Below are 19,724 nucleotides of genomic sequence, written 5' to 3' on the forward strand. Positions count from 1 at the left end.
CGTGACCGAGATCCTGCAGCAGCTGATCAACAGCCTGTCCATCGGCAGTATCTATGCGCTCATCGCGCTCGGGTACACGATGGTCTACGGAATCATCAAGCTGATCAACTTCGCCCACGGCGACGTCTACATGGTCGGCGCGTACCTCGGCTACGCCAGCATGTCGATCCTGAAGCTGGGGTTCTTCGAGTCGCTCATCATCGCGATGGTGGGCTGCACGATCCTCGGCGTCGTGATCGAGAAGGTGGCCTACCGCCCGCTCCGGAACTCGACCCGCATCGCGGCCCTCATCACCGCGATCGGCGTCTCCCTGCTCATCGAGTACACGATGATGTTCTTCGTCGGCGCCGACCCGCGGGCCTACCCGGCCATGCCCGGCTTCATGCAGGGCTCGATGAACCTGGGCGGCGTGATCATCAAGAACCAGCAGCTGGTCATCATCGGCGTCGCCGTCGCGCTCATGCTCCTGCTCCAGTTCATCGTCAAGAAGACGAAGATGGGCAAGGCGATGCGCGCAGTGTCGCAGGACCCGGACGCTGCCCAACTCATGGGCATCAACGTGGACCGCACCATCTCGTTCACGTTCGCTATCGGCTCCGCCCTGGCCGGGGCGGCGGGCGTTCTGGTGGGTGTCTACTACAACTCCATCAACCCGCTGATGGGCATCATCCCCGGCCTGAAGGCGTTCGTCGCGGCCGTCTTCGGCGGCATCGGCATCATCCCGGGCGCCCTCATCGGCGGCTATGTGATCGGCGGCGCCGAGACGCTCGTCTCGAGCCTCGGCTTCTCGCTGTTCAAGGACGGCGTCGTCTTCGCGATCCTCATCCTGATCCTGATCATCAAGCCCGCGGGTCTCCTCGGCAAGAACGTCAAGGAGAAGGTGTGATGACGACGGTCAAGAGCATCGGGCTGAGGGCCCTTCCGTTCGTTCTCAGCTATGTCGTGGTGCTGCTGCTGATCAACACCGGCGTGATCAACAGCTACGTGTTCTCGATCATCGTCACGATCTGCGTGAACATCATCCTCGCGTCGAGCCTCAACCTGGTGACCGGATTCACCGGCCAGTTCTCGCTCGGCCACGCGGGGTTCATGGCGGTCGGCGCCTACACGTGTGCACTGGTCACCCTCGCCCTCAACCCGATCATCGGCTCGCCGTTCGGCTTCCTCGTCGGGATGTTCGCGGGCGCCGTGGCGGCGGCCATCATCGGGGCCCTGGTCGGGCTGCCGACGCTGCGGCTCCGCGGCGACTACCTGGCGATCGCCACGCTCGGCATGGCGGAGATCATCCGCATCGTCATCCTGAACCTGGACATCACGAACGGCGCCGTCGGCCTGTCGGGGATCCCGCAGACCGTCGACTGGAACTGGGCCTTCCTGTTCACCGCCCTGACGCTGGTCGTCCTCTGGAACTACATCCGCAGCTCGCAGGGGCGTCGCGCGATCGCGGTGCGGGAGGACGAGATCGCCGCCGAGGCGATCGGCGTCAACACGACGGCCACCAAGGTGCAGGCCTTCACGATCGGCGCATTCTTCGCCGGCATCGGGGGCGGCCTGTACGCCTCCTACTTCTTCCTGCTGCAGCCGAGCCAGTTCGGCTTCCTCAAGTCCATCGACATTCTCGTCATCGTCGTCCTGGGCGGCCTCGGCTCCATGTCCGGCACCGTGATCGCAGCGATCCTGCTCGCGGTCGTCTCGACGTTCCTGGCCGAGTTCTCCGACGTCCGCATGATCATCTACTCGCTCGTGCTCGTCCTCATCATGATCTTCCGCCCAGGAGGCCTCATGGGATCCAAGGAGGTCACCGACACCGTCCTCGGCAGGGTGTTCAAGGGCCGCAGGCCGGAGCAGGCGAAGGAGGCGCTGTGAGCGAGACCACCACCACGTCCCGGCTCCTCGAGGTCAACAAGCTGACCCGCAACTTCGGCGGACTGACTGCCGTGTTCGAGGCCAGCCTCCACATCGACGAGGGCGAACTCGTCGGCCTGATCGGCCCCAACGGGGCCGGCAAGACCACCCTGTTCAACGTCCTCACCGGCGTGTACCCTCCCTCCGCGGGATCCATCGACCTCACGGTCGACGGCGTCACGACGTCGCTCGGCGGCCGCGCTCCGTACCGCATCTGCGCCGCCGGCGTCGGCCGCACATTCCAGAACATCCGGCTGTTCAAGGACCTGACGGTGCTGGAGAACGTCGCGATCGCCCTGCAGCAGAACGTGCGCTACAACCTGTTCGCGTCGCTGTTCCACCTCCCTCCCTACGGGGCGAGCGAGCGGCGGATCCGGCACGAGAGCCAGGAACTGCTCGACCTGATGGGGCTGGGCGGCAAGTCGGAGGAACTGGCCCGCAACCTGTCCTATGGCGAGCAGCGGCACCTGGAGATCGCGCGGGCGCTCGCCACCCGGCCGAAGCTGCTTCTCCTCGACGAACCCGCGGCAGGCATGAACCCGGCGGAGACCGCTGAGCTGACGGGCCTCATCGCCCAGCTGCGCCGCGACTTCGGCCTCACCGTTCTCCTGATCGAGCACGACATGAGCCTCGTCATGAAGATCTGCGAACGCATCTACGTGCTCGACCACGGCATCGTCATCGCCTCGGGCACGCCGTCCGAGATCCGCAACAACCCCAAGGTCATCGAGGCCTACCTGGGTGAGGAGGCGCCGAATGCTTGAGGTCAAGGACCTGGTCGTCCACTTCGGTGTCATCAACGCCATCAAGTCCGTCTCGTTCGAGGTGAACGAGGGGAGATCGTCACGTTGATCGGCGCTAACGGCGCGGGCAAGACGACGACGCTGCGGGCCCTGTCCGGCCTGAAGAAGCCCACCTCGGGCACGATCACGCTCGAGGGCGACGACATCACGTCGGTGCCGGCCCGCGACCGTGTCCGTCGCGGCATGTCGCACGTTCCCGAGGGACGCCGCATCTTCCCGGAGATGACGGTGCTGGAGAACCTGGAGCTCGGCGCCTTCCTGCGCCGCGACGTCGTGGCGGCCGACTACGACGAGGTCTACTCCCGGTTCCCGATCCTGTCGGAGCGCCGCAAGCAGCTCGCGGGCACCCTCTCCGGCGGTGAGCAGCAGATGCTGGCCATGGGCCGGGCGCTGATGGCCAAGCCGCGGGTCCTGCTGCTGGACGAGCCCTCGATGGGGCTCGCCCCGCTCCTGGTGCAGGAGATCTTCGACATCATCGTCAGCATCAACAAGGCCGGCACCACCGTGCTGCTCGTGGAACAGAACGCGAACATCGCGCTCCAGATCGCCGACCGCGCCTACGTGCTGGAGACCGGAAGCGTCGTCCTGTCGGGCGCGGCGGCCGAGCTGGCACAGACGGAGGAGGTCAGGCGCGCCTACCTGGGCGGCTGACCTCCTGCCTACACCCACCTGGCCCGCCGCCGCGGCGGCAGGATCACTAGAGTGGGCCCCGACAACGCCAACACGTCTTCTATGGTGAGGACGCCCCGAGACCGGAGGCCGAAGAGCATGTTCGTCAAGCAGCGGATGACCGCCAACCCGTTCACCGTGACGCCGGACGTGTCGATCCCCGACGCGCTCGCGGTCATGGAGGAGCACGGGGTGAGGCACCTTCCCGTCGTCGACGCGGGCGCCGTCGTCGGCGTCATCTCCCGCAACGACATCGCGGCCGCTTCGCCGTCGAAGGCGACGACGCTCAGCGCGCAGGAGGCCACCTACCTGATCTCCAAGCTGCGGGTGGCGAAAGTCATGAGCCGCCCAGCCGTCGTCATCTCGCCCGACGCGCTCCTCGAGGAGGCCGCCACGGTGCTGCGCGACGGCAAGATCGAGATGTTGCCCGTCGTCGCTGACGGCGCCCTGGTCGGCGTCATCACCGAGTCGGACATCCTCGACGCATTCATCGACATCCTCGGCTTCCGCGACGTCGGCATCCGGCTCACGATCGAGGCCCCGGACGAGCCCGGCATGCTGAGCCTCATGACCGGCATCACCGCCGCGCACCAGGCCAACATCCAGCACCTCGCCGTGCACCGTGGCAACCTCGACACCAGCGTCGTCGTGGTCGGGCTGAACACCCCGAACACGCAGGCCATCGAGGCGGATCTCGAGGCCGCCGGCATGCGGATCCTGGCGCGGAGGGACAACTCCGCCTGACGCAGAGCGTCTCGGTTCGATAACGTCATTGCGCTGCTGGCGAAGCGGGCAGTCGCTGACGACGACAGTCCGGATAGACTTCTAGCGCCCGATGTCGTCCCTGGAAGGGGAACCTGGAACCATGCTTGCGCCACGTCGGTGGATGAGCGTCCTGCTCGCGGCCATCCTCACGGTCACCCTGGCAGCCTGTACCAGGCCGACGCCTGCCCCGGAGGAGGCCCGTGATCTGGCGATCGGGGCGACCGCCGAGCCCAACGGCCTCGACATGATCACCGTGCCCGGCGCGGGGACCCCGTTCGTGCTGCTCTACAACGTCTACGAGACCCTGGTGAAGCTCGACGGTGACGGCACCGTCCGTCCGCTGCTCGCGGCCCAGTGGAACATCTCGACGGACCGCCTGACCTACACCTTCACGCTCGAGGGCAGGGCCAAGTTCGCCTCCGGCGCCCCCGTCGACGCTGAGGCCGTCGTGGCCAGCTTCGAGCGGGCCCGCTCGAGCGCAGCGACCGACCAGATCCGCGGCAAGTGGGCCGTCGTCGACACGATCGCCGCCAAGGACGACCTCACGGTCGAGGTGACGCTCAAGAACCCGTCCAACCAGTGGCTCTACGACATGACGGGCCCCGCGGGGTCGGTCTCCGATCCGACCGCCACCGCCGACCTCAACACCACTCCTGCCGGGTCCGGCCCGTTCGTCTTCGACGCCTGGGACCAGGGCAACAGCATCGACCTGGTCGCCAACGAGGCCTACTGGGGCACCCCCGCCCGCTTCGACGAGGTCACGTTCCGCTACTTCGCCGACCCGAACGCGATGAGCGCGGCCATGCTGTCCGGCCAGCTCGACATCATCTCGAACCTGACGGTGCCGCAGGCCATCGACCAGTTCAAGGACACCAGCCGGTTCACCACCTACGAGGGGACCACCGACGGCGAGGTCGTCCTCGGCTTCAACCACGCGACGCCCGCGCTGGCGGATCTGCGCGTCCGCCAGGCCATCAACCACGCCATCGATCGCAGGGCCCTGGTCGACGCAGCCTGGGGTGGCAAGGGAACGCTGATCGGTTCGATGGTGCCGCCCACCGACCCCTGGTTCGAGGATCTCTCGCAGGCCTACCCGTTCGACCCGGAGAAGGCGAAGACGCTGCTGGCGGAGGCCGGCTTCGCCACGGGGCTCACCCTCAAGCTGCGGGTGCCGAACCTGCCGTACGCGCCCCCGGCTGCGCGCTTCATCGCCGCCCAGCTCAAGGACGTCGGCATCACCGTCGAGGTGGAGGAGATCGACTTCGCCCGCTGGCTCGACCAGGTCTACGGCCAGCACGACTACGACATGACGATCGTCGCCCACGTTGAACCGCGTGACATGGGCGCCTTCGCCGCCGAGGGCAACTACTGGGGCTACAGCAACCCGGACTTCAACGCGCTGCTGCTGGAGGCCGACGCCGCCAGCAGCACCGAGCAGGTCCGACTCCTGCGCGAGGCCGCCCGAATGCTGTCGGACGACGCAGCCGCCGACTGGCTGTTCCTGCTGCCGAACATCATCATCGCGACCAACGACATCTCCGGGATCCAGGCGAACCAGATCAGCCTCTCCTTCGATCTGACCAAGCTGGCTGCGAGGAACTGAACGCACCATGACGACCCTGCTGAGGGTCGCCAACAGGCTCGGTTGGCTGATCGCGAGCCTGCTCCTGGCCTCCCTGCTGATCTTCCTCGCCACGAACGCGCTGCCCGGCAACATCGCCCAGGTGATCCTGGGCACCAATGCCGCCCCGGCGAGGTGGCGGCCCTCGAGGAGCGACTCGGCCTCAACCAGCCGCTGCTGGTCCGCTACCTCGACTGGCTCGGCGGCGCGGTCCGCTTCGACTTCGGTGAGTCCTACATCACGGGCCGCCCCGTCGCTCCGCTCATCGCGGACAAGCTCGAGGTGACGGCGTCGCTCGCCCTGCTCGGCATGGGCACGGCGATCTTGGTCGCGCTGCCCGTCGGCACGTACGCGGCGGTCCGGCGCCGTCGTGTCGACGGCGTCGCCGTCTCCGCGCTGTCGCAGGTCGGGCTCGCGATCCCGGCGTTCTGGGCCGGCATCGGGCTCGTCATCGTGTTCGCCGTCACGCTGGGCTGGCTGCCGGCGGGCGGCTACGTGTCGTACTGGGACAGCGTCGGCCAGTGGGCCAGACACCTCGTCCTGCCCGTCGCCTCGCTGGCGATCGTGCAGGCTTCGGTCCTGTCCCGCTACGTCCGCAGCGCCGTCATCGAGGTGCTGCACGAGGACTACTACCGCACGGCCAGGGCCGTCGGCTGGTCGCACACAGGCGCGCTGTGGCGCCACGGGCTGCGCAACATCGGGATCTCGCTGCTCACCGTCGTCGGCCTCCAGTTGGCGACCGTGCTGGTGGGGGCCATCATCATTGAGCAGGTGTTCGCGCTGCCCGGGCTGGGCTCGGCGCTGCTCCTGGCCGTCGGCAAGCGCGACCTCGGCATCGTGCAGGCCATCGTGCTGCTGCTGGTGTGGTCGGTCCTGGTCATCAACTTCCTCGTCGACGTCGCCTATCAGCTCGTCGACCCGCGGATCCGACGCAGGGGGAGGACGCATGAGACACGGCACGCTCGTCCTGGGCCTCGTCGGCATCGGCATCGTGGTGGCGCTCGCCGTCGTCGGCCTCTTCTGGATGCCGTTCGACCCGGCAGCCAACGGGCCGACGCCGCTCGCCCCGCCCGGCTGGCCGCACCTGCTCGGCACGGACGCGTTCGGCTCCGACATCTTCTCCCGCATCATCAACGGCGCGAAGGTGTGCCTGCTGGTGAGCCTCGTCTCCGTGTCGGCCGCAGCCCTGGTGGGCGTGCCGATCGGCATCTTCGCCGGCATGACGCGCGGCTGGGTGAGCGAGATCCCGTCGCGGCTGTCGGACATCCTCTACGGCTTCCCAGCCCTCCTGCTCGCGATCCTGCTGGCCGCAGCCGTCGGCGGCTCCACCTGGACGGCGATGGCCGCGATCGCGATCTCCACCGTGCCCGCCTTCGTGCGCATCGCCAGGGCGGCGACGTACCAGGTCATGAGCCTCGGGTACGTCGAGGCGGCCCGCGTCGCAGGCACCCCGCCGGTCCGCATCGCCCTGCGGCACGTGCTGCCGAACATCGCCCCCGTGCTCGGGGTGCAGGCCTCGGTGAGCGCAGGCATCGCGATCCTGGCGGAGGCGGGGCTGAGCTACCTGGGGCTGGGCTCCGGGATCGACTCGCCGACCTGGGGCCGGATGCTGCGCGATGCGCAGGACCAGATCTTCCACGCGCCGCACCTGGCCATCTGGCCCGGCGTGGCCATCGCCGTCGCCACCCTGGGCTTCAACCTGCTCGGCGACGGGCTGCGCGACCTGCTCGACCCACGGCTCAGGGAGGTCGCATGACGTACCTCGAGGTCAGCGACCTCACCATCGCGTTCGGACGCCGCCCGCCCGCCGTCAAGGGCGTGTCGTTCACGCTCGGGAGAGGGACCGGCTCGGCATCATCGGGCAGTCCGGCTCCGGCAAGTCCGTCACCATCCTCGCGATCCTCGGGCTGCTGCCCGAGTCGGCCCGCGTCACCGGCTCCATCAGGCTCGAGGGCCGCGAACTGGTGGGGCTGTCGGAGGGCGCGTACCGGGAGCTGCGGGGCAACGAGATCTCGATGATCTTCCAGGAGCCGATGACGGCGCTCGATCCCACCATGCGGGTCGGCAGGCAGCTGGGCGAGGTCGTCGCGCTCCATCAGGCCGACCGACGGGGCTCCATCCGCGGCGACGTCCTCGAGTGGCTGGGACGCGTCGGGATCACCGAGCCGCCCCGCATCGCGGACTCCTACCCCCACGAGCTGTCGGGCGGGCAGCGGCAGCGGGCCCTCATCGCCATGGCCCTGGCGAACCGGCCGGGGCTCGTGCTGTGCGACGAGCCCACCACGGCCCTCGACGTGCTCGTGCAGAAGCAGATCCTGCGGTTGCTCGCAGAGGAGCTGGCCGATCGCGCCGCCATCTTCGTCTCGCACGACCTGGCCGTCGTCAAGCAGGTGTGCCGGCGGGTGGCCGTCATGCTGGACGGCCGCATCGTCGAGGAGGGAACCATCGCCGAGATCATCTCGGATCCGCGCCACCCCTACACCAGGGGGCTGATCGCCTCGGCCAGGATCGACCGGGTGCCGCCGGGGGAGCCGCTGCCCAGCGTCGAGGACTTCTACCTTCCCGGCGAGGGGGACCAGCCATGACCGCGGCCCAGGCAGCAGGGGCCCCGCTCGTGGAGCTCGTGGACGCCGCAGTGACCTACCGGCGTCGCGGCACCACCTTCACTGCGCTCCATGGGGTGAACCTGACGATCGCGCCGGGGGAGCGGGTCGGCATCGTCGGCGGCTCCGGCTCCGGGAAGACGACGATGGCGCGCCTCATGCTGGGGCTGGTGCGCCCCGCGGCCGGGGACGTCCGCTTCCAGGGCCGCTCCATCGTCGGCCTGCCGGAACGCAGCCGGGGCTGGCTGCGGGCCTCTGCCTCCATGGTCTTCCAGGATCCGAACTCGTCGCTCAACCCGCGGCTGACGCTGCGGGGAATCGTGGGGGAGCCGCTGCGTTCGCCCGTGCTGCGACGCAGCGCCGACCTGCCGACCGACCCGGACGAGGCCGCGGCCGCAGCGCTGTCGTCCGTGGGGCTCGGCGCAGAACTCCTGGGGAGCTTCCCGCACCAGCTGTCCGGCGGACAGCGGCAGCGGGCCGCCATCGCGCGGGCGCTGGTGGCCGACCCGCTCTTCCTCGTCGCCGACGAGCCGGTCTCGGCGCTGGACGTCTCCGTCCGCGCCCAGGTCCTCAACCTCCTGAACGCCGAGGTGCGCGAACGGTCGCTGGCGTTGGCGCTCATCTCCCACGACCTGTCGGTCGTGCGGCACATGTGTGAGCGGGTCGTCGTGGTCCAGGCCGGCCGCGTCGTCGAGACGGGCACCGTCGAGGAGGTTCTCGACTCGCCGCGCCACGACTACACCAAGGCGCTCGTCGACGCCACCCTCACCCTGTGACGGCACTCGCACGTCGCGGGCATGAACGGCGGCGGGCAGCGTGGGCCATTCAAAGTAGACTCCTGCGCTGTGAAGGCACTGCTACTCGAGAACATCCATGCTGACGCCGTCAAGATGCTGCAGGCACGCGGCTTCGAGGTCGACACCCGTCCCGGCGCTCTGAGCGAGGACGAGCTGATCGCCGCGCTGCAGGGCGTCGACTACCTGGGCATCCGATCGCGCTCCAACGTGACGCGCCGGGTGCTGGAGTCCAGCCCCGGCCTGCGGGCGATCGGCGCCTTCTGCATCGGCACCAACCAGATCGACCTGACCGCGGCCACCGAACACGGCGTCGCCGTCTTCAACGCCCCGTACTCCAACACCCGCTCTGTCGTCGAGCTCGCGATCGGCGAGATCATCTCGATGGCGCGTCGGCTCACCGACCGCAACCGCGACATGCACGCCGGCGTGTGGGACAAGTCCGCCGTCGGGTCGCACGAGGTCCGCGGGCGCACCCTCGGCATCGTCGGCTACGGCAACATCGGCTCGCAGCTGTCCATCATCGCCGAGGCACTCGGCATGCGCGTCCTGTTCTACGACGTGGCCGACCGGCTCGCGCTCGGCAACGCGCGTCGGGTCGACAGCCTCGACGAGCTGCTGGCCGAGGCGGAGACCATCTCGGTCCACGTCGACGGCAGAGCCGAGAACAAGCACCTGTTCGGCGCCGCCGAGTTCGCCAAGATGCGCCCCCGCTCCCTGTTCCTGAACCTGTGCCGCGGCCCGGTCGTCGACATCGACGCGCTGCAGGAGGCGCTCGTCAGCGGTCACATCGCGGGTGCGGCCATCGACGTGTTCCCCAGCGAGCCGAAGTCGAAGGGCGAGCCCTTCGTCTCGCCGCTCCAGAACGTGCCGAACGTCATCCTGACTCCGCACGTGGGTGGCTCCACGCAGGAGGCCCAGGTCGACATCGGCCGCTACGTGGCCGGCAAGCTCGCCGACTACGAGGGCCTCGGCTCGACGTCGATGTGCGTCAACCTGCCGGACGTCGCCGCCGGGCCGAAGTCGGACGCGCGGATCGTGCACCTGCACCGCAACGTGCCCGGCGTCATGGCGCGCCTCAGCTCGCTGCTGGCGCAGCACAACATCAACATCGGCTCGCAGACGCTCGCGACGAAGGGCGCCGTCGGTTACTCCGTCACGGACGTCTCCGGCGACGGCTACGCCGACCTGGTGGCCGAGCTGGCGGAACTGCCGGAGACCATCCAGGTCCGGGCCCTCTGACCAGCGCCCAGGGGGGAGCCTAGGCCTGGTCGGCCAGGTAGCTCAGCGCCTTGTCGTGCAGCCGCGAGTTCGTCGCGAGCGCGCCGGGGCCGCTGACGCCGTCGACGCCCTCGAGGCTCGTGAACCGGCCTCCCGCCTCGCGCACGATGATGTCCAGGGCCGCCATGTCCCAGAGCGCGAGCTCGGGCTCCGTGGCGATGTCGACGGCGCCCTCAGCGAGCAGCATGTAGCTCCAGAAGTCGCCGTAGGCCCTGGTGCGCCAGCAGTCACGCATGAGGTTGATGAAGCCCTGGCCCTTGCCGGAGTCGACCCAGCCGGAGATGGACGAGTAGGACAGCGACGCGTCCTCGACCTCCTCGACGCGGCTCACGCGCAGTTCGGTGGCGTTGAGGATCGAGCGGCCGGTGAAGGCGCTGCCGCCCTCGGAGGCCCACCAGCGGCGCTGCAGCGCGGGGCGGAGACGACGGAGGCGACGATGCGGCCGTCCACCTCGAGCGCGATCAGCGTGGCCCAGACGGGCACCCCGCGCAGGTAGTTCTTGGTGCCGTCGATGGGGTCGATGATCCAGCGGCGGCTCGACTCGCCGGTGTCGGCGAACTCCTCGCCCTTGACGGCGTCGCGGGGGCGCGTCCTGGCCAGCGTGCGGCGGATCGACTCCTCGACGGCGGTGTCCGCTTCGGTCACGGGCGTCGAGTCCGGCTTCGACCGGAACTGCAGATCCTGCGCCTTGAAGCGGCTCAGCGAGATCGAATCGGCGTCGTCGGCCATCAGGTGGGCGAGGCGGACGTCGTCAGTCAGTTCCTTGGAGGCAGCCATGGGCCCAACCTATCGGACCCGGCAGGCAGCGCGTCGCAGCGCACGCGGGGCTGGATCGATCAGGTGAAGGCGCGTTCCATCCGGCGGAAGGAGGCGAGCCGTGACGGCGCGAGCCGCCCGTCGGCGACGGCGTCGTCGAGCGCGCACTCCGGCGCCGTGCTGTCGTGGCGGCAGCCCCGTGGGCAGTCCTCCGCCAGCTCGGACAGGTCGCCGAAGGCGCCCAGGATCGAGCCCACCCCGACGTGGCTGATGCCGAACGACCGCACCCCCGGGGTGTCGATGATCCAGCCGCCGTCCGGCAGGGCCATGGCCAGGGCCGAGGTCGACGTGTGCCGCCCCTTGCCCGTCAGCTCGCTCACCTCGCCGGTCGCGCGGCTGGCGCCGGGGACGAGGCGGTTGACGAGCGTCGACTTGCCGACGCCCGAGTGGCCGATGAACACGGTGCTGTGGTCGGCGAGTGCCTCCCTGACCGCGGCCAGGTCGGAGCCCGGCTCCGTCACGAGGATCGGCACCCCGAGCGGCTCGTAGGCCTCGCGGAGCTCGTCGGGGCTCGCAAGGTCAGCCTTCGTGAGGCACAACACCGGCGTGATGCGGGCGTCGTACGCGGCCACCAGGATCCGGTCGATCATGCCGACCCGCGGTGGCGGATCGGCCAGCGCCGTGACGATGAACAGCTGGTCGGCGTTGGCGACGATCGGCCGCTCGAACGTGTCGGCGTCATCGGCGCTGCGACGCAGGATGGTCGACCGCTCGAGCACCTCGACGACGCGGGCCAGCGTGCCCTCGTCGCCGGTCGTGTCGCCGTCGAGCCGGACCCGGTCGCCGACGATGATGCCCTTGCGGTCGATCAGTCTGCCGCGCACCGCCGTGACGTGCCGGTCGTTGACCAGGCACCGGTAGCGGCCGCGGTCGATGGAGACCACCAGCGCCTGCGGGAGGCCGGAGTAGTCGGGGCGCTCCTTGGTGCGGGGGCGCGACCGGCGACGCGGGCGGTCGAAGCCCTCATGCTCGTCGGTGCGCAGCGACCTCACGCGACCAGGTCCGCCCAGTCGACGGGGAAGCGGGGCATGGTCTTGGAGACGCAGTCCATGTCGTCGACCGAGATCCCTGGCGTCCGCAGCCCCAGCAGTGCCGCGAAGTGCACCATCCGATGGTCCGCGTAGGTGTTGAGCCGCGCCGCCACCGGCGTGCCGCCCTCGATGCGGAGCCCGTCGGATGTCTCGGTGGCGGTGATGCCGGCCCGGCGCAGTTCCGCCGTCAGGGCCGCGAGCCGGTCCGTCTCGTGGCCGCGGATGTGCGCGACGCCCCGGATGACGGTCTCACCGTCGGCGATGGCCCCGAGCGCGGCGACGACGGGCGTGAGTTCGGAGGCGGCGTGCAGGTCGACGTCGATGCCGGTGAGGCGGCCGGTACCGCGGACGGCCGCCCGGCCGTCCGTCAGGGCCACCTCGGCGCCCATGGCTGCGATGACGTCGAGGAACGCCAGACCTGGCTGCAGGCTGTGGGTCGGCCAGGCGGGGACGGTGACCTCTCCGCCGGTCGCCGCGGCCGCGGCCAGGAACACAGAGGCGTTGGTCAGGTCCGGCTCGATGGTGAGGTCGATGGCGGAGATGGGACCGGGCGCCACCACCCAGGTGGTCTCATCCGGCTGGTCGATGACGACCCCGCGGGCGCGGAGCATCTCGACGGTCATCTGGATGTGCGGCAGCGACGGCAGGGTGTCGCCCTCGTGTCGGATGGTCAGGCCGTGGGGGAGCCGCGGGGCGACCAGCAGCAACCCGGAGACGAACTGGCTGCTTCCGGACGAGTCGATCGTGGCTTCGGCACGGAACCGTGACGGCGGCGTGACGCGGAAGGGCAGGGCGTCGCCGGTGACGGTCGCGCCGATCTGCCGGAGGCCCTCCAGCAGCCCGTCCATGGGCCGTTCGCTGGCGTGCGGGTCGCCGACGAACGACGACGGGCCGGCGGCGAGCAGCGTGACCGGGGGGACGAACCGCATGACGGTGCCCGCGAGGCCGCAGTCGATGCCGAGCGCCCCGCTGAAGCGTGCGGGGGGTGCGACCCGCAGGAGGTCGCCGTCCCACTCCACGTCGGCGCCCAGCCGACGGAGCGCGCCGATCATCAGTTCGGAGTCGCGGGACACGAGCGCACCGGCGACGACGCTCGGGCGGTCCGCCAGCGCGGCGAGGACGAGGGCCCGGTTGGTCTCCGACTTGGAGCCGGGCACGACGACAGTGCCGACGACGGGGGCGGCGGCATGGGGGAGCGCGTGCGTCATGAAGCGGTGACCGCCTCCAGCTTCCTGCCAAACGCCTTCGCTTGCTTCCTGGCCTCCCTGCCGAGCTTGCGGGCCTTCTTCTCGGTGCGCGCGGCGGCCTTGCGGGCCGAGCGGGTGATGTCCTCGCCGAGTTCCTCGGCCTTCTTCTCGGTGCCCTTCACGGCGTGGTCGGCCCGCCAGGCGAGGCTGGGCCGTCCCTGCGTGTCCAGGACGGCGAGCAGTGAGGCCCCGAGGAGGCCGGCGGCGCGCAGCGCCTGCGGCCGGGCCGACTCCTTGATGGGTTCCGGCGCGTCCTTGGCGGGCAGGGCGCCGGTGAGCTCCACGGCGCTGGCACCGGCCAGCAGCAGGGCTCCGGCGCGGCGGCCCAGCCCGGTCGCGAACATGACGCCGCCGACGATCTGGGCAGCGCCGTTGATCCGGGCCCACGCCTCGGGCTTGACCGGCACGTAGCCGGCCAGGTCGGCAGGAAGGGCACGTTGCAGCAGCGGGGAGACCGTGCCCGCGAACCGCTCGATGTCGGGGGCGATCTCGGCAGGCTTCGTGACGGCCTTCACTCCCTCGGCGACAAAGTAGCTGGCGAACAGGCTCCGGGCAACGAAACGCAAGAGGCTCATGCCGTCACCCTACTAGGGTTGGGTCTATGTGCGGACGGTATGCAGCCACTGCCAATCCCGACGAACTCATTGTGGAGTTCGACATCGACTTCGTGGACGACGAGATGGCTGAGGTGTGCCTGCCGCGCTACAACATCGCCCCCACGGACACCGTCGCCGGCGTCGTCGAGCGTGCCGGGGACGACGCGGTCAGCCGCAAGTTGGTGCCGCTGCGCTGGGGACTCGTGCCCAGCTGGTCGAAGGCACCCACCGCCACCATGATCAACGCACGGGTCGAGACGCTCGTCACCAAGCCAGCGTTCCGCAAGGCCGCAGCGGCTCGGCGCTGCCTCCTCCCCGCGGCCGGCTATTACGAGTGGCTGAGCGTCCCCGGGGCGGACGCCAAGCCGTTCAAGCAGCCCTGGTTCCTGCATCCCGGCGCGGGCACCCTGGCGATGGCCGGGCTCTACGAGTTCTGGAAGGGCCCCGACGGCTGGGTGGCGTCCGCCACGATCATCACCACACAGTCGACGGACGCGATGGGGTGGGTCCACGACCGGATGCCGATGACGGTGCCGGCCGACTCCTGGGACGACTGGCTGGACCCGGCCCTGACGGACGCGGCCGCCGCCGTCTCGCTCCTCACCACCCCGACCCTGGACTCCCGCAAGGTGTCGCGCGCGGTCAGCACCGTCGGCAACGAAGGGCCCGAGCTGATTTCCCCGCTGCCGGAATAACCCGGAGCCGGGACGGGTTGGCAGAGGCATGGAGACGCAGTTGCTGGCACAGCCCGTCGTGGGCCACGCCGAGGCCATCGTGGCCGCGGCGCTATTGTCGGCACTGATGGACGATACAGACCCCGCGGATACCGTTGTGGACGTGCTCGACGACGCCGAGCAGGCCGCAGCGTTCGAAGAGGAGGCCCTGAGCCACCTCGACAAGCTGTACGCGGCAGCGCTGCGCATGACGCGTAACCCAGCCGACGCCGAGGACGTCGTGCAGGAGACCTACGCCAAGGCCTTCGGGTCCCGGCACACCTTCACCCCGGGGACCAACCTGCGGGCGTGGCTGTACCGCATCCTCACGAACACCTACATCAACCTCTACCGCAAGGCTCAGCGTTCGCCGAAGACCAGCGGGGACGAGGATGTGTCCGACTGGCAGCTCGCCAAGGCCGCGTCCCACGACTCCGCGGGCCTCCGCAGCGCCGAGATGGAGGCACTGGACCTCACCCCCGACGCCGTTGTCGCCGAGGCCATTGCCGCGCTGCCGGAGAACTTCCGGACAGCCGTCCTGCTGAGCGACGTGGAGGGCTTTTCCTACAAGGAGATCGCAGAGATCATGGGTACCCCCATCGGCACGGTCATGAGCCGTCTCAACCGGGGCCGCGCGCAGTTGCGGCTCTCGCTGGCCGACTACGCGCGTGACGCCGGCATCGGCCGGGGCCGGGAGGTCCGGTGATGTCCCTCCCCGACATGTCGAGCCACGGCCATGACTCGATGGACGAGTGCGTGCAGGCGCTGAGCCAGGTGCACGCCTTCCTGCACCACGAACTGCTGGAGGCGGACGCGACCGTCATCCGGCACCACCTGCATGCCTGCGAGCGATGTATGGAGAACTTCGAGATCGAGTCGACGATCAGCGAGATGATCCAGCGATGTCAGCCCACCAGCAGCGCCCCCAGCACGCTCGCGGCCCGCATCCACACGCTGCGCATCAGCCGACGCGGCTGACACGACCCACACCACGAGAAAAGAAGCCCCCGCCTTCCGGCGGGGCTCTCGTATGTGTTCGGTTCAGGCGTTGGGGCGCTTGCCGTGGTTCGCCTTGTTCTTGCGACGTGCGCGACGCTTGCGGCCGGTCTTACCCATGCGGGACTCCTCGTGTGTGTACTGCGGACACCACATTCTGCCAGACGCCACCAGCCTCGAGGAACTGCGCCGCGCGGCGGGTCGCAGAATGACCCTGGGTGTACCGGCGGACCGATCAGTGGCTAAGTTGAGGCCGTGGGACGAGCTGTAGACCTGATGACCGATGAGGAATGGCTCAACGCCTTCGTCACCCAGTGGCACCTGCTGGCCGACCTGAGTTTCTCGGATCTCGTGCTGTGGCGCAGTGTGCCGGGAACCGAACCCGGTGAGGTGTTCGAATGCACCGCCCAGGTCCGCCCCGTCACCGGCCCGACGGCGCTGGAGGAGGACATCGTGGGGGAGCGGGTCGAGTACGACCCGGAGCACCCCGTCTCGGTGGCCTGGATGACCCGCGACATCGCTGAGACCAGCGACAACGCCCTGAGCGCAGGCATCCCCGTCGACGTGTGGGCGATCCCCGTGCTGCGCAACGAGCAGCCCATCGCCGTCATCGAGCGGCACACGAACCAGATGGGGATGCGGGCGACCGGGCTCTCGAGGAGAACTTCATCGAGGCCGCCGAGATCCTCACCCAGATGCTGATGCGGGGAGAGTTCCCCCTCGTCCCGCCCTCCGACAAGGCGCTGGCGCCGCGTCCCGCCGACGGCGTGCTCCGGATCCAGCCCTCCGGCACGATCTCGTACGCCAGCCCGAACGCCGTGACCGGGTTCCGCAGGCTCGGCGCCGTGGGCGACATCGAGGGCGAGCATTTCCGCCAGCTCACGCGCAACCTGCGCCAGGGCGTCGAGTCCATGGGGCAGACGGTCGACGCGGACATCGACGGAAGGCTGTCCCTCGAGTTCGATGTGGAGGCGCGCGGCGCGTCCATGCGTTTCGTCGTGCTGCCGCTGTGGCTCGAGTTCACCACCGCGGGCATGCTGGTCCTCTGCCGTGACACGACCGATCTCCGCCGCCGGGACCGGATGCTGGTCACCAAGGACGCGACCATCCGCGAGATCCACCACCGGGTGAAGAACAACCTGCAGACCGTCGCCGCGTTGCTGCGGATGCAGTCACGGCGCATGGAATCCGCGGAGGGCAAGGAGGCGCTGCGCGACGCCATGCGACGCGTCTCCTCGATCGCGATGGTGCACGAGACCCTCAGCTACTCGCTGGTCGAGGCCGTGGCCTTCGACGACGTCTGCGACAAGATCCTCGACATGGTCGGCGACCTGGCCGCCTCGCACGGGACCGTGCGGGCCCGCAGGGAGGGCAGCTTCGGGGTCATCCCCGCCGACATGGCCACGTCGCTGTCGATGGTGGTCACGGAGCTGTGTCAGAACGCGGTCGAGCACGGGTTGGGAAGCTCGTCCGGTTCCGTCGACGTCCTTCCCCGACGCGACGGGACGACGCTCACCGTCGAGATCCGCGACGGCGGCGCAGGGCTGCCGGAGGGGTTCAAGATCGAAGGGCGCAAGTCGCTGGGGTTGTCGATCATCTCGACGCTCATCGGTGACCTCAACGGGACGATGACGCTGCGCAACCGCGAGGATGCGCAGGGTGCCGTCGCAACGATCGTGCTGCCTCTGCCGGCGGGCGCCAGCTAGGGGCGTCGCCGGTGGGCGGCCTGCGGAGGGGGGTGACTCAGGAGTTCCGCAGCCGCGAACGCGCGGCACGCCGCTTGATGGCCCGGCGCTCGTCCTCGCTCAACCCGCCCCACACGCCGTGGTCCTGACCGGCCTCCAGCGCCCACGCGAGGCACTGGTCCTTCACCGTGCAGCGCGCGCAGATCTTCTTGGCTTCCTCGATCTGCGCAAGCGCGGGACCGGTGTTACCAACGGGAAAGAACAACTCTGGATCCTCCGTGAGGCAGGCAGCCTTGTGGCGCCAATCCATAGTCGAACTCCTTCTCATGTGGGGGTTGCGGGGGCCGGACGCACACCCAAGCTCATGCAGACTACTCTGCCCAGCACGGCTAGGCAATAGATCGGGGCCCCCCGGGGGCATTTGCTCAACGATGGAATGTTCCTGTGCGCACTTGCCCAGCCGCGCCCGGTTTGGCAGGCTGCCGGGGTGACTCCCGCGCTGCGCCGACCCCTCCTCGCCACCTGCATCGTCCTGACCGCGCTGACCGGCGTGGCGGCTGCGGGCATCGGCATCGCCTCCGCCATCGCGAACCCGAAGACGTTCGGCGTCGGCGTCGCCCTGATGCTGGGCGGCTACGGTGCGCTGCTCGTGTTCGTGGCCTGGCTGGTGGCCCGTGGGCACGCCTGGGCGCTGAATCTGATCGTGGCCTCCGGGCTGCTGCACGTCCTCGTGCTGGCGAGCTTCCTCACCACCGACGACCGGGCGCAGTTCATCGGGTCGCTGATCGTGCTGCCGTTCGTGGCCGCCACCGTGGTGACGGCCACGATCGCCGTCGGACGCCGCGAACTGGAGCGGACGTCCCGCGACTAGCAGGAACTAGGCCAGGCGGCCGGCGCCTGCCGCGGGCAGGGCCGTGAACCACTCGGGCGCGTCGTAGCCTGCGGCCGCGAAGGCCTCAGCCACCGCGCGGCCGATGCGGTCCGCCTCCCCGGCGGGGCACAGCGCGATGATGCAGCCGCCGAAACCGCCGCCCGTCATCCTCGCCCCGATGGCGCCGGCGCGACGCGCCTCCTCGACGGCGAGATCGACCGTGGGGACGGTGATCTCGTAGTCGTCGCGCATGGATGCGTGCGAGGCGTCCAGGAGAGGGGCCAGGTCGGCCAGGCGGCCGGCGCGGGCGATCTCGAGAGCCTCCAGCACCCTGGCGTTCTCGGTGACGACGTGACGCACCCGGCGCCGCATCTCCTCGTCGTCGAGCCGTGCCAGCGCGGCGTCGAGGTCGGTGACGTCGCGCAGCGCGGGCACGCCGAGGATCCGGGCCGCCTCCTCGCAGGAGGCGCGTCGGGTGCCGTACTCGCCGTCGACATGGCTGTGCGGTGTCTTCGTGTCGAGCACCAGCATTTCGAAGCCCTGCTCGGCCATCGGCAGCGGCACCATCTCGGTCTCGAGGGTGCGGCAGTCGAGGAAGAGCCCGGCATCGGCCCGGCAGAGGGTGCTGGCGGCCTGATCGAGCAGTCCCGTCGGGGCCCCCACGTAGGCGTTCTCCGCCACCCGGGCGAGCTTGGCGCGCTCCATGGGGGTGGCCTCGATCCCGTGCAGGTCGCAGAGGGCGGCGACGGCGGCACACTCGATGGCCGCCGAGCTGGACAGACCGGCGCCAAGAGGAACGTCGGAGGTCATCACCAGCGTGCAGCCGCGCACGTCGTGGCCCGCCTCACGCAGCGCCCAGACGACGCCCGCGAGGTAGGCGGCCCAGCCGCCCACGCCGGGAGCCAGGTCCGCCAGCGGGATCCGCACCTCGTCGAGTTCGAGCGACACGAGGACGAGCAGGTCGTCGTCGCGGAGGCCGGCCGCCATGATGGCGCGCCGCTCCAGCGCGAACGGCAGCACGAAGCCGTCGTTGTAGTCGGTGTGCTCGCCGATCAGGTTGACACGTCCCGGTGCGAACCAGATGCCCTCCGGATCGTCGCCGACAATGCTGCGGTAACGCTGCGTCAGGGTATCCAGCTTTGACATTCAGTCCTCCTCGTCGTCCAGGCGGGCAAGCCAGGACGCAAGCCTATCGACGGGGGTTTCGAACTCGGGGTTGAGGTCCACGAAGGTGCGCATCTGTTCTGCGAGCCAGTCGAAGGACACCTCCTCCTCACCCCGTCGGTTCGACAACTCCTCCAGGCCGCGATCGGTGAAGTACATCACCT

The 19,724-nt window shown here is 69.5% G+C and carries 20 protein-coding genes and 4 pseudogenes; 16 read left to right on the plus strand and 8 right to left on the minus strand.

The features are described from left to right. Window position 1: 1 nt before the first annotated feature. The 11 genes and pseudogenes from H9L22_RS04395 (at window position 2) to serA (ending at window position 10,402) form a co-directional block, all read left to right on the plus strand. Window positions 2-886 (plus strand): branched-chain amino acid ABC transporter permease, encoded by an 885-nt coding sequence (locus H9L22_RS04395; protein WP_226966116.1) that lies wholly within the window; start codon window positions 2-4, stop codon window positions 884-886. Beyond that, complete coding sequence (locus H9L22_RS04400) at window positions 886-1,866, plus strand: branched-chain amino acid ABC transporter permease (RefSeq protein ID WP_187721748.1); 981 nt, start codon at window positions 886-888, stop codon at window positions 1,864-1,866. Before H9L22_RS04395 ends, H9L22_RS04400 begins: the two co-directional genes overlap by 1 nt. After that, on the plus strand, window positions 1,863-2,669 hold the full coding sequence (locus H9L22_RS04405; protein ID WP_187721749.1) for an ABC transporter ATP-binding protein: 807 nt from the start codon (window positions 1,863-1,865) through the stop codon (window positions 2,667-2,669). The genes H9L22_RS04400 and H9L22_RS04405 overlap by 4 nt, the downstream gene beginning before the upstream one ends. 84 nt (window positions 2,670-2,753) lie before the next feature. Beyond that, complete coding sequence (locus H9L22_RS04410; RefSeq protein ID WP_264292544.1) at window positions 2,754-3,359, plus strand: ABC transporter ATP-binding protein; 606 nt, start codon at window positions 2,754-2,756, stop codon at window positions 3,357-3,359. Between the two features lie 117 nt (window positions 3,360-3,476). Beyond that, window positions 3,477-4,121: a CBS and ACT domain-containing protein gene (locus H9L22_RS04415; protein WP_187721750.1), complete on the plus strand. Its 645-nt coding sequence runs from the start codon at window positions 3,477-3,479 to the stop codon at window positions 4,119-4,121. 121 nt (window positions 4,122-4,242) lie between these two features. Continuing rightward, a complete protein-coding gene (locus tag H9L22_RS04420; protein WP_226966117.1) occupies window positions 4,243-5,745 on the plus strand; it encodes an ABC transporter substrate-binding protein in 1,503 nt (500 codons plus the stop codon). Between the two features lie 7 nt (window positions 5,746-5,752). Further along, a pseudogene (locus H9L22_RS04425) lies at window positions 5,753-6,726 on the plus strand (ABC transporter permease); the annotation flags it as partial. Then, window positions 6,710-7,519, plus strand: a complete 810-nt coding sequence (locus tag H9L22_RS04430) for an ABC transporter permease (protein ID WP_187722566.1) — start codon at window positions 6,710-6,712, stop codon at window positions 7,517-7,519. The pseudogene H9L22_RS04425 and the gene H9L22_RS04430, both read left to right, overlap by 17 nt. Beyond that, window positions 7,516-8,348: pseudogene (locus tag H9L22_RS04435) on the plus strand (ABC transporter ATP-binding protein). The gene H9L22_RS04430 and the pseudogene H9L22_RS04435 overlap by 4 nt, the downstream one beginning before the upstream one ends. After that, window positions 8,345-9,142: an ABC transporter ATP-binding protein gene (locus H9L22_RS04440; RefSeq protein WP_187721751.1), complete on the plus strand. Its 798-nt coding sequence runs from the start codon at window positions 8,345-8,347 to the stop codon at window positions 9,140-9,142. Before H9L22_RS04435 ends, H9L22_RS04440 begins: the two are co-directional and overlap by 4 nt. 69 nt (window positions 9,143-9,211) lie before the next feature. Next, a complete protein-coding gene (gene serA / locus H9L22_RS04445) occupies window positions 9,212-10,402 on the plus strand; it encodes a phosphoglycerate dehydrogenase (RefSeq protein ID WP_187721752.1) in 1,191 nt (396 codons plus the stop codon). 19 nt (window positions 10,403-10,421) lie between these two features. Here serA and hisN read toward each other — a convergent pair. The 4 genes and pseudogenes from hisN to H9L22_RS04465 all read right to left on the minus strand — a co-directional run bounded on the left by hisN (window position 10,422) and on the right by H9L22_RS04465 (window position 14,110). Further along, a pseudogene (hisN, locus tag H9L22_RS04450) lies at window positions 10,422-11,218 on the minus strand (histidinol-phosphatase). A 59-nt stretch (window positions 11,219-11,277) separates the two neighbouring features. Further along, a complete protein-coding gene (gene rsgA / locus H9L22_RS04455; protein ID WP_226966118.1) occupies window positions 11,278-12,249 on the minus strand; it encodes a ribosome small subunit-dependent GTPase A in 972 nt (323 codons plus the stop codon). After that, entirely contained in the window at window positions 12,246-13,496 is a 1,251-nt protein-coding gene (aroA, locus tag H9L22_RS04460) for a 3-phosphoshikimate 1-carboxyvinyltransferase (RefSeq protein ID WP_187721753.1), read from the minus strand. Before aroA ends, rsgA begins: the two co-directional genes overlap by 4 nt. Continuing rightward, a complete protein-coding gene (locus tag H9L22_RS04465) occupies window positions 13,493-14,110 on the minus strand; it encodes a DoxX family protein (protein WP_187721754.1) in 618 nt (205 codons plus the stop codon). Before H9L22_RS04465 ends, aroA begins: the two co-directional genes overlap by 4 nt. 26 nt (window positions 14,111-14,136) lie before the next feature. On the opposite strand from H9L22_RS04465, the gene H9L22_RS04470 reads away from it, so the two are divergent. The 3 genes from H9L22_RS04470 (at window position 14,137) to H9L22_RS04480 (ending at window position 15,822) form a co-directional block, all read left to right on the plus strand. Then, on the plus strand, window positions 14,137-14,826 hold the full coding sequence (locus tag H9L22_RS04470; RefSeq protein WP_187721755.1) for an SOS response-associated peptidase: 690 nt from the start codon (window positions 14,137-14,139) through the stop codon (window positions 14,824-14,826). A 106-nt stretch (window positions 14,827-14,932) separates the two neighbouring features. After that, on the plus strand, window positions 14,933-15,550 hold the full coding sequence (locus tag H9L22_RS04475) for a sigma-70 family RNA polymerase sigma factor (protein ID WP_187722568.1): 618 nt from the start codon (window positions 14,933-14,935) through the stop codon (window positions 15,548-15,550). Next, window positions 15,550-15,822 (plus strand): zf-HC2 domain-containing protein, encoded by a 273-nt coding sequence (locus tag H9L22_RS04480; protein ID WP_187721756.1) that lies wholly within the window; start codon window positions 15,550-15,552, stop codon window positions 15,820-15,822. The genes H9L22_RS04475 and H9L22_RS04480 overlap by 1 nt, the downstream gene beginning before the upstream one ends. A 63-nt stretch (window positions 15,823-15,885) precedes the next feature. On the opposite strand, the gene H9L22_RS20295 is transcribed toward H9L22_RS04480, so the two are convergent. After that, a complete protein-coding gene (locus tag H9L22_RS20295) occupies window positions 15,886-15,960 on the minus strand; it encodes a 50S ribosomal protein bL37 (protein WP_390620223.1) in 75 nt (24 codons plus the stop codon). A 156-nt stretch (window positions 15,961-16,116) separates the two neighbouring features. Here H9L22_RS20295 and H9L22_RS04485 point away from each other — a divergent pair. Then, a pseudogene (locus tag H9L22_RS04485) lies at window positions 16,117-17,546 on the plus strand (sensor histidine kinase). Window positions 17,547-17,583: 37 nt separating this feature from the next. Here the strand turns inward: H9L22_RS04485 and H9L22_RS04490 are convergent. After that, window positions 17,584-17,835, minus strand: coding sequence for a WhiB family transcriptional regulator (locus tag H9L22_RS04490; RefSeq protein WP_187721757.1), 252 nt, complete (start codon window positions 17,833-17,835; stop codon window positions 17,584-17,586). A 177-nt stretch (window positions 17,836-18,012) separates the two neighbouring features. Here H9L22_RS04490 and H9L22_RS04495 point away from each other — a divergent pair, with 177 nt between their 5' ends. Next, window positions 18,013-18,396, plus strand: coding sequence for a hypothetical protein (locus H9L22_RS04495; protein ID WP_187721758.1), 384 nt, complete (start codon window positions 18,013-18,015; stop codon window positions 18,394-18,396). A gap of 6 nt (window positions 18,397-18,402) precedes the next feature. On the opposite strand, the gene galK is transcribed toward H9L22_RS04495, so the two are convergent. Both galK and H9L22_RS04505 read right to left on the minus strand, forming a co-directional pair. Further along, the gene (gene galK, locus H9L22_RS04500) at window positions 18,403-19,542 is read right to left on the minus strand and encodes a galactokinase (RefSeq protein ID WP_187721759.1); all 1,140 of its coding nucleotides are present in this window, start codon (window positions 19,540-19,542) and stop codon (window positions 18,403-18,405) included. Continuing rightward, the gene (locus tag H9L22_RS04505) at window positions 19,543-19,719 is read right to left on the minus strand and encodes a DUF6104 family protein (RefSeq protein ID WP_226966264.1); all 177 of its coding nucleotides are present in this window, start codon (window positions 19,717-19,719) and stop codon (window positions 19,543-19,545) included. It abuts the gene before it with no gap. Window positions 19,720-19,724 lie beyond the last annotated feature (5 nt).

The organism is Tessaracoccus defluvii, from assembly GCF_014489575.1.
Taxonomy (GTDB): Bacteria; Actinomycetota; Actinomycetes; order Propionibacteriales; family Propionibacteriaceae; genus Arachnia; species Arachnia defluvii.